Here is a 12,735-nt window from a genome sequence, read left to right on the forward strand (position 1 = left end):
CCTGGCGCTCTATTCCGGACGGGGTCCGGTGCCTTTCGGGGTGCCGGGCCTTTTCCGTTTTTCCGGGGTGGATCAGGACGGCTGGCGGTCGGAGCCGAGTTCGCGGGAGATCCGCAGGCCGGCCTGGGCGACGACCGGGCCGAGGGCCCGGACCCGGGCGGCGGTCATGCGGGAGGTCAGGCCGGAGACGGACAGGGCCGCGGTCACCTCGCCGGTGTGGTCGAAGATCGGTGCGGCCACGCAGCGGACCTCGGGTTCGTTCTCGCGGTCGTCGATGGAGTAGCCGCGGGCGCGGATCCGGGCGAGGTCGGCCCGTAGGCGGGGCTCGTCGGAGATGGTCCAGGCCGTGACGGGGCGCAGCCCGGCGGCGACGACCTCGGTGACGGCCTCGTCGGGGAGCCAGGCGAGGATGGCCTTTCCGGTGGCGGTGCAGTAGGCGGGGGCCCGGCTGCCGACGCGCGAGGCCATCCGGACGTTGGTCTCGTCCTCGACCTTGTCGAGGTAGACGATCCCCGGGGCCTGCCAGACGGTCAGGTGGACGGTCTCGCCGGCCTCGCGCTGGAGCCGGCGCAGGTGTTCGGCGGCGACGCTGCGCAGGTCGAGGGTGGACAGATAGGCCTGGCCGAGGCGCAGTGAGCCGTGGCCGAGGCGGAACCAGCCGGTCTCGCGGTCGCGGTCGAGGAGGTGTTCGTCGAGCAGCGGGCCGGCGAGCCGGAGCACGGTGCTCTTGTTGAGGTCGAGGGCCTCGGCGAGCTGGGCGAGCGGGACGCCGCGTCCGTCGCCGTGGTCGCGGACGTGGCCGAGGACGGCGAGTGCCCGGCGCAGCGAGGACGACTGGTTGCGCTCGGTCGTGGCCTTCCGGCCGGCACCGGCACCGGTGCCCGCGGGCTGGTCGGTCGCGGCCCCGGGGCCCGTCTCCGTCATGGGTCCGTCCCTCGTCTCGTGCTGCCGGTGGTCCCGCGCCCTGCGGCGGCGGTGGTCAGAACGTACCCGTTCGAGTCGGCTCCGCCGCTTCTTCGACACAACGTTGTGCAGTGCAAAACTTCCCGAACCGCCTCTTGTTGGCGCCGATCGCCCGCGCCTAACGTCCCTGCCATCGAGCAGGCGGGCCGTCCCACCCGAACGGTCCGCGTTGCCGCACCCTCACACCGGCCTGCCCGGGACGCCGTCGCGTGCGTCCGGGCCGGCCACCACCCACACCCACCATCGGCCCCGGTCAGGGCCCGCTTCGACGTACCCGTCCCCAACGGCGCGCGTCTCGGCGGCAACTGTCGGGAGGGGAGGTCCTCACCCATGCGACTCATCGGACGGAGTGCCGCGGCCGTCGTCCTCGCCGCCGGCTGCCTCGCCGCGACGGCCTGCGCTCCGGGCACCGCGGCACCGGCCGTGGACCGGGCCGGCGACGACCGGACGGGCACCCTCCAGGTCTGGCTGTACAACGAGGCCGGCAACGCCGCCAAGGAGGCGGTGATCGCCAAGGCGGTCGGCGAGTTCCAGGCCTCCCACCAGGGCGTCACCGTCCGGGTCGGCTACATCGACACCGACGCCTCGGCCCGCGCGGCCAAGATGAAGGGCGCCTTCAACGACCCCAACAGCGCCCCCGACCTGGTGGAGTTCGGCAACACCGACCTCCCCGGCTACGTCGCCGCGGGCGGTCTCGCCGACATCGGCGCCGACCTGGACGCCTGGCCGGACAAGGGCGACCTGGACCCGGCGATCGCCAGGACCGCCGTCGTGGACGGCAGGACCTACGGGCTGCCCTGGTGGGTCGGCGTCCGCGCCCTCTACTACCGCAGCGACCTGTTCACCGAGGCCGGGCTCGCCCCGCCGGCCTCGTACGCCGACCTCGTCGCGGCCACCCGGAGCATCCACGCGGCGCACCCCGACACCTTCGGCATCGCCGTCGGCGGCAAGTACACCTTCGGCGCGCTGCCGTTCGTCTGGGACGCGGGCGGCGACATCGCGGCCAAGGACGGCACGGCCTACAAGGCGGCCATCGACTCGCCGGCCTCGCAGGCCGGGATCAAGCGCTACACCGACCTCTTCGGTGCCGACGGCTGCCCCGCCCAGCAGTGCGCCGACCTCACCGGTGGCAAGACCGTGGACCTGTTCGCGGCCGGCAAGTCGGCGATGGCGATCCTGCCCAACTCCAGCCGCAGCAAGGTCGACGCGGGCGCGGTGAAGGGGAAGTACGGCGTGGTGCCGCTGCCGGGGGAGAAGGCCGGTTCGATCGCGCCGGCCTTCGCGGGCGGCAACAACCTCGGCGTGATGAAGGCGGCCAAGCACCGCACCCTCGCGGTGGAGTTCGCCCGGCTGCTGGCCGGCCCCGCGTACCAGGAGCAGATGTACGACGCGATGGGCAACCTGCCGACGCTCAGGTCCGTCAGTGCCAGGGTCGCGGCCAAGGACGCCTTCCTGAAGCCGTTCACCGACACCATCGCGGCGGGCACCAGGTTCGTGCCGCTGGACCAGGCCTGGGCGCAGATCGACGCCCAGTCGGTGATCCCGACCATGCTGCAACAGGTCGTCACCGGCAAGGCGGACGTGGCCAAGGCGTCCGGTGACGCGGCGGGCCGGATCACCTCCGCCTTCGCCGCGCACTGACCCCGCCCCGGCCCGTGGAAGAGAGCAGGTCCCGCACGTGTCCGTCCCCACCACGACCGCCCCGGCGGCGCCGCCCTCCCCGGGCAGTCGCCGCGGGGGCCCGGCGCCGGCCGCACCCCCGGGCGGCCGGCGCCGCCGAACCCCGCTGCTGCTGCTCCTGCCGGCCGCGGTCGTCCTGGTACCGCTGGTCGCCTATCCGATCTACCAGTTGGGCCTGTTGTCCGTGCTGGACTTCGGGCAGGCGCAGGCCTCCGGCGGGGCCCCGACGTCCTTCGTCGGCCTCGGCAACTACACGAGGATCCTCCAGGACGGCCAGTTCTGGTCGGTGCTGCTGCAGACGGTCGGCTTCGCCGCGTTCTGCGTGCTCGCCACCCTGGCCGTCGGCGCCGCGCTGGCCGTGCTGCTGACCAGGGTCGGCCGCTGGCCCCGGCTGGTGCTGACCACCGCCGCGACGGCGGCCTGGGCGGCGCCGGCGATGACCGGGTCGACGGTCTGGAGCTTCCTGTTCGACACCAACCTCGGCCTGGTCAACCACACCCTGGTGCGACTCGGGCTGACCGGCTTCCACGAGTTCAACTGGTTCTACGACAAGTGGACGGCGTTCCTGATCGTCGGTGCCGTCGTGGTGTGGCACTCCTTCCCCTTCGTGATGGTCACCCTCTACGCGGGGATCCGCGCGATCCCGGAGGAGATCCTCGAGGCCGCCGCGCTGGACGGCGCCAACACCTGGACGACCTTCCGGCGGATCACGGCACCGATGCTGCGGCCGATCCTGACGATCGTGGTGATCCAGTCGGTGATCTGGGACTTCAAGGTCTTCACCCAGATCTACGTGATGACCGAGGGCGGGGGCATCGCCGGCCAGAACCTCGTGCTGAACGTGTACGCGTACCAGAAGGCGTTCGCCTCCTCGCAGTACGGGCTGGGCGCGGCGATCGGCGTGATCATGCTGCTGGTCCTGGTGATCCCGACGGTCCTCTACATCCGCACCCTCCGACGGACGGGGAACGACCTGTGAACTCCCGCAGCCGGTGGCGCCTCGCCGCCGACACCAGTGCGCTCGTGCTGGCGGCGGCCACCGCCTTCCCGGTCTTCTGGATGGTGCTCTCCGCCTTCAAGCCCAAGGGCGAGGTGCAGTCGCTGGACCCGAAGCCGTGGACGGCCCACCCCACGCTGGAGAGCTTCCGCCAGGTGCTCAGCGTGGACGGCTTCGGCCGGTACTTCGTGAACAGCCTGGTCGTCGCGCTGTCGGTGGTGGTGCTCTCGGCGGTCGTGGTGTTCCTCGCCGCGGTGGCCGTGACCAGGTTCAGGTTCCGGTTCCGCACCACCGTGATGGTGATGTTCCTGATCGCCCAGATGATCCCGGTCGAGGCGCTGACCATCCCGCTGTTCTTCATGTTCCGCGACGCCGGGCGGTTCGCCCCGGGGGTCGGGCTGAACACCCTGGCCTCGCTGGTCCTGGTGCAGTTGGCGTTCTCGCTGCCGTTCGGCATCTGGATGATGCGCGGATTCGTCGCCGCGGTGCCGGTGTCCATCGAGGAGGCCGCGCAGATCGACGGCGCCAGCCGCACCCGCATCCTGTGGCGGATCCTGCTGCCCCTGGTGGCGCCGGGCCTCGCGGCGACCAGCGTGTTCTCCTTCATCGCGGCGTGGAACGACTTCGTGTTCGCGAAGACCTTCATCATCAGCGCCACCGAGAACCAGACCCTGCCCTCCGCCCTGCTGGTCTTCTTCAAGCCGGACGAGAACGACTGGGGCGGCATCATGGCGGCGTCCACCCTGATGACCGTCCCGGTGCTGGTGTTCTTCGTCGCCGTCCAGCGCAAGCTGGTCTCCGGGCTCGCGGGCGCGGTGAAGGACTGACCGCGGCCGCCCCTCCGGCGGCGCCGGCGGGCCCGGGCCCGCTCCTTCGGACCCAGCCGGCTCAGGCGGCCGCCGCGGACTCGCCGGGCGGGACGCCGATCAGCGTGAACAGGGCGCCGGCGTCGTCCCGGACCAGGGCCGCGCGGCCGAACGGCGTCGGCCCGGGGCCGGTCAGCACGGTGCCGCCCAGGGCCCGGACCAGGGCGGCCGCGCGGTCGGCGTCGGCCGTCGCGAAGTGGGTCAGCCAGGCGGGGGCGCCCGTCCCGGCGGGGCCGATGCCGCCGGCCGGGCGGCCGTCCACGCGGAAGACGGTGGAGCCGGCGGCCGGCCGGTCGTAGCCGTAGCCGAAGACACGGCGGTAGAAGTCCCGGGCGGTGTCCGGCGCGGGGGACCGGTGCTCGTTCCAGGCGAACGCGCCGGGCTCGTCGACCAGGCCCGCGCCGTCGATCGCGCCGGCCCGCCAGAGGCCGAAGACCGCTCCGAGCGGGTCGACGGCGAGGGCGGCGTGCCCCTGGTCGGGGACCTCGTACGGCTCGCGGACGATCCGGCCGCCCGCGGCCCGGACCAGGGCGGCCGTGTGCGGGAGGTCGGCGCAGGCGAGGTAGGTCGTCCACCCGGCGTCCGGGGCGCCGGACGCCGCGGCGGCTTCCGGCTCCCCCGCCCCCTCCGGTGTCCCTGCCGTGGGTGCCGTGATCGCGGCGACCTGCGCGCCGTACCGGGTGGCGACGGCCTCCGCGGGGCCGGTCGGCACGAACCCCCAGTCGAACAGCGCGCCGTAGAACCGCTGTGCCCTCGGCAGGTCCGGCGTCGTCAGCACGACCCAGCACGGGACGCCCTCGTGGTACCTGCCGGCCTTCGGCATGCGGCCTCCTCCGTGCCGGGCGCCCCACTGGCCAGCGTCCGCGTCCGGCCGGGCGGCGGCAACCGGTGGGTTCCAGCGGCTGCCGCGGAGCCGACCGCGCCCCGCAGGTCGGGTCCGCGGGTCAGGCCACCCCGTGCGGCCGGAACTGGACGCTGATCCGCGGGCCCACCGGTCGGGCCGTCTTCGGGACAGCGTGCTCCCAGGTGCGCTGGCAGGAGCCGCCCATCACCACCAGGTCCCCGTGGCCGAGCGGGTGCCGGACCACCGGGCCGCCCCCGGCCCGGGGCCGCAGCAGCAGCGCGCGCGGCTCGCCGACGGAGAGGATCGCCACCATGGTGTCCTCGCGGGCGCCGCGCCCGATCCGGTCGCCGTGCCAGGCGACGCTGTCCCGGCCGTCCCGGTAGTAGCAGAGGCCGAGGGTGCGGAAGGGCTCGCCGAGCTCCTGCGCGTAGTGCCGGCTCAGCGCCGTCCGGGCCCGGCCGAGCACGGGGTGCGGGGGCTCGGCGTCCGCCGGGTAGGAGGCGAGCAGCCGGGGGACGTCGACCGTCCGCTCGTACATCTCGCGCCGTTCGGCCCGCCACGGCACGGTCGCGGCCAGGTGTTCGAACAGCAGGTCGGCGCCGTGCAGCCAGCCGGGCAGCACGTCCAGCCAGGCCCCGTCGCCGAGCGCGGTGCGGCGCAGCCCGGTGAGCGCCCCGAGGCGGACCTCGCCGTCGTCGCCGGCGTCGTCGAACAGCGAGGGCTGGAGGTGGACGGTGCTGTGCATGGGGTCAGCGTACGCCCGGATTCGAACGAGTGCGCGAATAGTGGTCTGCGCGACGTGCGCCCGCGCCCGCCGGTTAGGCTTCGGAGGTGCCGGGCCGGTCGCCGTCCACGGGCTCCCGGGAGGCGTCGGCGACCCCCGCGACGACGGCCCGCCCCCTCGCAGCCCCGCCCCACGGATGGAGAGACGATGAGCAAGCCCAGGAGGACGGCGGCGCAGCCGTCCGCCGCGTACGGCGCCGACGGCCACGACATGATCCGCGTGCACGGGGCCCGGGTGAACAACCTCAAGGACGTCAGCGTCGAGATCCCCAAGCGCCGGCTGACGGTGTTCACCGGGGTCTCCGGCTCGGGCAAGAGCTCCCTGGCCTTCGACACCATCGCCGCCGAGTCCCAGCGGCTGATCAACGAGACCTACAGCGCCTTCGTCCAGGGCTTCATGCCGACGCTGGCCCGCCCCGAGGTGGACGTCCTGGAGGGCCTGACCACCGCGATCATCGTCGACCAGCAGCGGATGGGGACGGACCCGCGCTCCACCGTCGGCACCGCCACCGACGCCAACGCCATGCTGCGGATCCTGTTCAGCCGGCTCGGCGAGCCGCACATCGGCTCGCCCCAGGCGTTCTCCTTCAACGTCCCCTCGGTCAGCGGCGCCGGCGCGATCACCGTGGAACGCTCCGGGCGGACCGTCAGGGAGAAGCGCAGCTTCAGCATCACCGGCGGCATGTGCCCGCGCTGCGAGGGCCGCGGCCGGATCTCCGACATCGACCTCACCCAGCTCTTCGACGACACCAAGTCGATCTCCGAGGGCGCCATCACGATCCCCGGCTGGAAGACCGACAGCTGGTGGACGGTCGGCGTCTACGCCAACTCCGGCTTCCTCGACCCGGACAAGCCGATCCGCCGGTACACCAAGAAGGAGATGCACGACTTCCTCCACCGCGAGCCCACCAAGGTCAAGGTCAACGGCGTCAACCTCACCTACGAGGGCCTGATCCCCAAGCTCCAGAAGTCGATGCTCTCCAAGGACCGCGAGGCCCTGCAGCCGCACATCCGCGCCTTCGTCGACCGCGCCGTCACCTTCACCGCCTGCCCCGACTGCGACGGCACCCGGCTCAGCGCGGCCGCCCGCTCCTCCAAGGTCGGCGGGATCAGCATCGCCGACGCCTGCGCGATGCAGATCAGCGACCTCGCCGACTGGGTCCGCGACCTCGCGGAGCCGTCGGTCGCACCGCTGCTCGGCACCCTGCGGCACACCCTCGACTCCTTCGTGGAGATCGGGCTCGGCTACCTCTCGCTCGACCGGCCCTCCGGCACGCTCTCCGGCGGCGAGGCGCAGCGCGTCAAGATGATCCGCCACCTCGGCTCCGCGCTCACGGACGTCACGTACGTCTTCGACGAGCCCACCACCGGCCTGCACCCGCACGACATCCAGCGGATGAACGAACTCCTGCTGCGCCTGCGGGAGAAGGGCAACACGGTGCTCGTCGTCGAGCACAAGCCGGAGACCATCGCGATCGCCGACCACGTCGTCGACCTGGGCCCCGGAGCCGGCACGGCGGGCGGCGACGTCTGCTTCGAGGGCACCGTCGACGGGCTGCGGGCCAGCGGCACCGTCACCGGCCGGCACTTCGACGACCGGGCGGCCGTCAAGCCGGCGGTGCGCACGCCGACCGGCGCCCTGGAGATCCGCGGCGCGACGGCGAACAACCTGCGGGACGTCGACGTGGACGTCCCGCTCGGCGTGCTGTGCGTGGTCACCGGCGTGGCCGGCTCCGGCAAGAGCTCGCTGATCCACGGCTCGGTCTCGCGCGGGGAAGGCGTGGTGGCCGTCGACCAGTCGCCGATCAAGGGCTCGCGGCGCAGCAACCCGGCCACCTACACCGGGCTGCTCGACCCGATCCGCAAGGCCTTCGCCAAGGCCAACGGCGTCAAGCCGGCCCTGTTCAGCGCCAACTCCGAGGGCGCCTGCCCCACCTGCAACGGCGCCGGCGTGACCTACACCGACCTGGCGATGATGGCCGGCATCGCCAGCACCTGCGTCGAGTGCGAGGGCAAGCGGTTCCAGGCCTCGGTGCTGGAGTACCGCTTCGGCGGCCGCGACATCAGCGAGGTGCTCGCGATGCCGGTCTCCGAGGCCGAGGCGTTCTTCGGGGAGGGCGAGGCGCGCACCCCGGCCGCCCACCGCATCCTCGGCCACCTCGCCGACGTCGGACTCGGCTACGTCAGCCTCGGGCAGCCGCTCACCACGCTCTCCGGCGGCGAGCGGCAGCGGCTCAAGCTGGCCACCCACATGGCCGAGAAGGGCGGCGTCTACGTCCTCGACGAGCCGACCACCGGGCTGCACCTCGCCGACGTCGAGCAGCTGCTCGGCCTGCTGGACCGGTTGGTGGACTCCGGCAAGTCGGTGATCGTCATCGAGCACCACCAGGCCGTGATGGCGCACGCCGACTGGATCATCGACCTCGGACCCGGCGCCGGCCACGAGGGCGGCCGGGTCGTCTTCGAGGGCACCCCGGCCGACCTGGTCGCCGCCCGTTCCACGCTCACCGGCGAGCACCTCGCCGCCTACGTCGGCGGCTGACGGCCCGACGGCCCGACGGCCCGACGGCCCGTCCGGTGGGTCCGTACGCCCGGCAGGGCCCGCCGGACCTGCGGGACAGGCCCTAGCCTGCTGCCATGGCGATCCACGGTTTCGGGCCCACCGAGTTCCAGCTCGTGCTGCTGCGGCGGATGGCCGACTTCAACCCCGACCTGGTCGAGGCGGCCGTGCGGCGGCTGGCGGCGAGCAGGCCGGCGATGCGGGAGGCGAACAAGCGCTGGCAGGCGATGCTCCGCTCGCCCCGGTCCCCGCGCGGTGCCGACCGCTGCGCCGCCGTGCTCGGCCCGCCGGAGGCGACGGTGCCGCGCCGGATCGGGGACCTCGCCTGCACCGCGCGGCAGTGGCCGCTGCCGCTCTGGCCCGACCTGCGCTTCGAGAGCCTGGTCGGGCCGGCGGACGCGGGCCGGCCGCTGCTGAACGAGTGGCTGGTCCGGGCCCCGGGTGCCCCGGCACCGCGGCCGGCGACGCTCGCCGACCTGACCCCGTGGAGCTGCGTGGTGGCCGACCTGGGCGCGGCGTTCCCGCCCGCCCGGCCGCGGGAGGGCAGTGCGCCGACCCGCTTCCGGCTCGACTTCACGGCGCCGGACGCGGACGGCCGGGCCCGCTCCTGCACCGCCGACTTCACCTGGGGCCTGCTCCAGGAGGTGCGTCCCGCCGGACCGTAGGGTTCCGCCGGACCGGCCCCTAGGGTCTGTCTTCGAACCCGCGTCTGCGGGGCGGCGACAGACCCTATGCGCTCCCGGCCCCGTGCACCGTGCGGCCGCCGATCACGGTGCGGTCGGGCCGGAGCTCGCGCAGCTCGTCGACCGGGCAGCTCAGCGGATCGACCGGCCAGAGCGTCAGGTCGGCGAGCGCGCCCGGGCGCAGGCTGCCGCGGTCGGCGCTCTCGCCGACCAGACGGGCCGCGTGGACGGTGTGCAGCGCGACGGCCTCGGCCCGGTCGATGGCGTGCTCGGGACCGACCACCCCCGCCGTGGTCCGGCGGGTGGTCATGCCCCACACCGAGATCATCGCGCCGTACGGGCCGACCGGGAAGTCCGAGCCGGCGGCGAGCAGCGCGCCCTCGTCGAGCCACTCGCGCAGCGGGAAGATCCCGGCGGTCCGCTCCTCGCCCCAGGCCCGCTGCTGGGCGAGCGCGCCGTCGTGCAGCAGCGGGTGCTGGACGGTCACCGGGACGCCGAGCGCGATCGCCCGGGCCCGCTGGTCGGCCCGGGCCAGTCCGCCGTGCTCGACCACCAGGGTGCCGGGCGGCAGGCCGGGGCGGTGCTTCAGCACCTCCTCGAAGACGTCCAGCAGGGTGCGCAGGCCGCGGTCGCCCCAGGCGTGCACGCCGACCCGCCAACCGCGCCCGACCACCCGGTCGACGGCCGCGACCAGCTCGGCCGGTTCCCAGAGCAGGCGGCCGTGGTAGCAGGGCTGCCCCTGGTAGGGCTCCTCCAGCGCGCCGGCCTCGAAACCGCCGTCGATGCCGAACTTGACGCCCCACAGCCGGAGCAGGTCGTCGTCCCGGCCCTCGGCGCGCCAGGCGTCCATCCGGTCCAGCAGGCCGTCGACCTGCTCCGGGGTGCGCGTGGCGAAGCCGGAGACCAGGGCGCGGACGCGGACGGCGAGCGCGCCGGCCGCGCGGGCGGCGTCCAGCACCGGGAGGTCCTCGACGGGGACGAGGCAGTCCCGGACGGTGCCGATGCCGGTGGCGGCGTAGTCGGCGGAGGCGGCGCGCAGGCCGTCGATCCGTTCGGCGAGCGCGGGCCGCGGCAGGACGCGCTCGACCAGCTCGACGGCCTTGTTGACCAGGCGTCCGGTCAGCCGTCCGTGCGCGTCGCGTTCGATCACCCCGCCGGGCGGGGCGGGGGTGGCGGCGGTGATCCCGGCCAGCCGCAGTGCGGCCGAGTTGAGCACCATGTTGTAGGCGCCGCGGCGGACCAGGACGGGGTGGTCGGCGGCGGCTCCGTCGAGCTCCTCGGTGGTGGGCATCCGCTGCTCGGCCAACTGCACCTCCTGCCAGTTGACGGTGGTGTGGATCCACTGCCCGGCGGGGGTGCGGGCGGCCCGTTCGCGGATCAGGCCGAGGAACCCGGCGAGGTCCCGGGCCTGGTGGACGGGGACGCCGTGGACGCTGTGACCGGCCAGGACGAGGTGGGTGTGGGTGTCGTCGAAGGCGGGCAGCACGGTGGCGCCGGGGGCGTCGAGGACCCGGGTGGCCGGTCCGACCAGGGCGTCCAGGCCGTGCGGCTCGGGGGACAGCGCGGTGATCCGGGTGCCGGTGACGGCGAGTGCGCGCTGCGGCGCTTCGCCGGGGACGAGGGTGTGCACGGTGGCGGCGCGGACCAGGAGGTCGGCGGGTTCGGGGGCGGGCATCACGGCTCCTGGTGGGGTGGGGTGCCGGTGGGCAGGCCGGTGACCTTCTCGACGTGGCGCAGCGCGGGCCCGGCGAGCTGGGCGTGCAGCTCGGTGAAGACGGCCCGGGCGGCCACCGCGTTCCAGTCGTCGGGCAGCAGCGGTTCGGGCAGGCCGGGGTCGAGGTAAGGGAGCCGGCGCCACTGGGTGAGCATCGGCACGTAGGCGCGGAACGCCTCGACCGGGTCGGTCCGGGGCCGGGGCCGCAGTTCGGCGGCGACCGGGCGCCACGCGTCGTCGAAGGCCGCGTACTGCGCCTCGATGGCGGGGAAGTCCCACCAGCCGGCCACCGCGGTGCGCAGGTCGGCGAAGCCGGCGTACTCGGCGGAGAGGAACAGGTGGACGTAGGGGCTCAGGCCGAGGCGTTCGAGCAGGCGCCGGGCGTCCGGCAGCAGCCGGGCGGGGGCGAGCCAGACGCCGGGGGCGGCGTTGCCGAAGCCGAGCCAGCTCAGCCGGGAGCGCAGCTGGTGGCGGTGGGCCCGTTCGGACTCCGGGACGGAGAAGACGGCCACCACCCAGCCGTCGCCGAGTTCGGCGGGCTCCAGGCTGTGGAAGATCCGGCGGTCGCCCTCCTCGAACACCGGGGCCATCGCCGGGGCGAGCCGGTAGCCGGTGCCGCCGCGGCGTTCCTGGAGCAGGGTGCCGGCCTTCTTGAGCCGGGAGATCGCCGAGCGCACGGCGGGGCCGTCGACGTCGAGCTCGGCCATCAGCGCGATCAGGTCGGCGATCGATATCCAGCCGCCGAGGCGGCGGACGAACTCGCCGTAGACGGTGTGGATCAGCGAGCTGGGCCGGGACGTGCTCTCCGCCATGGTGGGCCTCCTCCCCGGCAGCTCGTGTGATCATAGCGGCGGCCGACGGCGGTCAGGCCTGCGCGTGGGCGCCGGAGAGCAGCTGCCCGGCGCCCGGGGCGAAGGCCGGCAGGCCGAGGGCGCGGAGCAGCTGGTGGACGGTGCAGATCGCCGCCGAGACGACCGGTTTGCCGAGCTGCTGCTCGGCCTCCTCGACGGCGGCCAGCGAGGGCATCTGCACGCAGGCGGAGAGGACCACCGCGTCGGCCCCGGCGTGGTCGAGCCGTTTGGCGATGCCGGGCAGCCGCGCGGGGTCGTGGGCGGCCACGTCGAGGTTGTCGGGGATCTCCAGGGCCGCGTGGTCGAGCACCTCGACGCCCTCGTGCCCCAGGTAGTCGACCACGGTCCGGGCCAGCGGCTTCAGGTACGGGGTGACCAGGACGACCCTGCGGGCGCCGAGCACGCGCAGCCCGGCGACCAGGGCGCCGGCGCTGGTGACCACCGGGGCGGGGGCGCCGTTGTCGGCGGTGCGCCGGTGCAGCCGCTGCTCGGCCTCGCGGTGGTAGCCGGGCCCGGCGGCCATCACGGCGACCAGGCAGGCGTAGCCGAGCACGTCGACCCGGGCGTCGGAGAGCTCGGTGGCGCAGCGGTCCGACTCGGCGTCCATGGCGCGCAGCTGCTCGGGGGTGACCCTGGTCATCCGCATCCGGCTGGAGTGGAAGGTGAACCGCTCGGGCGCGACCGCCTCGCGGGCCCGCAGCAGGGCGGGGACCTCGGTCTCCATGGTGACGTTGGAGCTGGGGACGATCTGGCCGATCCGGTAGGTGGTCACGGGGGTGCTCCTCTCGGCGTGC

The 12,735-nt window shown here is 74.2% G+C and carries 11 protein-coding genes; 5 read left to right on the top strand and 6 right to left on the bottom strand.

The genetic code is table 11. The features are described from left to right. Positions 1-72: 72 nt before the first annotated feature. On the bottom strand, positions 73-924 hold the full coding sequence (locus ACIA8Q_RS22515; RefSeq protein WP_360211436.1) for an IclR family transcriptional regulator: 852 nt from the start codon (positions 922-924) through the stop codon (positions 73-75). Between the two features lie 369 nt (positions 925-1,293). Between ACIA8Q_RS22515 and ACIA8Q_RS22520 the strand changes: the two genes are divergently transcribed. From ACIA8Q_RS22520 to ACIA8Q_RS22530, 3 genes are read left to right on the top strand one after another with little or no spacing between them, the layout of a single operon-like run. Beyond that, complete coding sequence (locus tag ACIA8Q_RS22520) at positions 1,294-2,604, top strand: extracellular solute-binding protein (protein WP_360211434.1); 1,311 nt, start codon at positions 1,294-1,296, stop codon at positions 2,602-2,604. Positions 2,605-2,641: 37 nt separating this feature from the next. Beyond that, the gene (locus ACIA8Q_RS22525) at positions 2,642-3,622 is read left to right on the top strand and encodes a sugar ABC transporter permease (RefSeq protein WP_360211432.1); all 981 of its coding nucleotides are present in this window, start codon (positions 2,642-2,644) and stop codon (positions 3,620-3,622) included. Beyond that, positions 3,619-4,467 carry a carbohydrate ABC transporter permease gene (locus ACIA8Q_RS22530; protein WP_360211430.1) on the top strand — a complete coding sequence of 283 codons (849 nt, stop codon included), beginning with the start codon at positions 3,619-3,621 and terminating at the stop codon, positions 4,465-4,467. Before ACIA8Q_RS22525 ends, ACIA8Q_RS22530 begins: the two co-directional genes overlap by 4 nt. A 61-nt stretch (positions 4,468-4,528) precedes the next feature. Here the strand turns inward: ACIA8Q_RS22530 and ACIA8Q_RS22535 are convergent, their stop codons facing one another. Together ACIA8Q_RS22535 and ACIA8Q_RS22540 are read right to left on the bottom strand one after the other, a co-directional pair. Beyond that, the gene (locus ACIA8Q_RS22535) at positions 4,529-5,329 is read right to left on the bottom strand and encodes a VOC family protein (protein ID WP_360211428.1); all 801 of its coding nucleotides are present in this window, start codon (positions 5,327-5,329) and stop codon (positions 4,529-4,531) included. A 121-nt stretch (positions 5,330-5,450) separates the two neighbouring features. Further along, on the bottom strand, positions 5,451-6,095 hold the full coding sequence (locus ACIA8Q_RS22540) for an alpha-ketoglutarate-dependent dioxygenase AlkB (protein ID WP_360211426.1): 645 nt from the start codon (positions 6,093-6,095) through the stop codon (positions 5,451-5,453). Positions 6,096-6,281: 186 nt separating this feature from the next. Here ACIA8Q_RS22540 and ACIA8Q_RS22545 point away from each other — a divergent pair, with 186 nt between their 5' ends. Beyond that, positions 6,282-8,675 (top strand): ATP-binding cassette domain-containing protein, encoded by a 2,394-nt coding sequence (locus ACIA8Q_RS22545; RefSeq protein ID WP_396317595.1) that lies wholly within the window; start codon positions 6,282-6,284, stop codon positions 8,673-8,675. A 95-nt stretch (positions 8,676-8,770) separates the two neighbouring features. Beyond that, positions 8,771-9,358, top strand: coding sequence for a hypothetical protein (locus ACIA8Q_RS22550; protein ID WP_396317596.1), 588 nt, complete (start codon positions 8,771-8,773; stop codon positions 9,356-9,358). A 64-nt stretch (positions 9,359-9,422) separates the two neighbouring features. Here ACIA8Q_RS22550 and ACIA8Q_RS22555 read toward each other — a convergent pair whose 3' ends face one another. From ACIA8Q_RS22555 to ACIA8Q_RS22565, 3 genes are read right to left on the bottom strand one after another with little or no spacing between them, the layout of a single operon-like run. After that, positions 9,423-11,051 carry an amidohydrolase gene (locus ACIA8Q_RS22555; RefSeq protein WP_396317597.1) on the bottom strand — a complete coding sequence of 543 codons (1,629 nt, stop codon included), beginning with the start codon at positions 11,049-11,051 and terminating at the stop codon, positions 9,423-9,425. After that, on the bottom strand, positions 11,051-11,902 hold the full coding sequence (locus tag ACIA8Q_RS22560; protein WP_360211418.1) for a PaaX family transcriptional regulator C-terminal domain-containing protein: 852 nt from the start codon (positions 11,900-11,902) through the stop codon (positions 11,051-11,053). Before ACIA8Q_RS22560 ends, ACIA8Q_RS22555 begins: the two co-directional genes overlap by 1 nt. 52 nt (positions 11,903-11,954) lie before the next feature. Next, positions 11,955-12,713, bottom strand: a complete 759-nt coding sequence (locus tag ACIA8Q_RS22565) for an Asp/Glu racemase (protein WP_360211416.1) — start codon at positions 12,711-12,713, stop codon at positions 11,955-11,957. Positions 12,714-12,735 lie beyond the last annotated feature (22 nt).

The organism is Kitasatospora sp. NPDC051705, from assembly GCF_044453265.1.
GTDB lineage: Bacteria > Actinomycetota > Actinomycetes > Streptomycetales > Streptomycetaceae > Kitasatospora.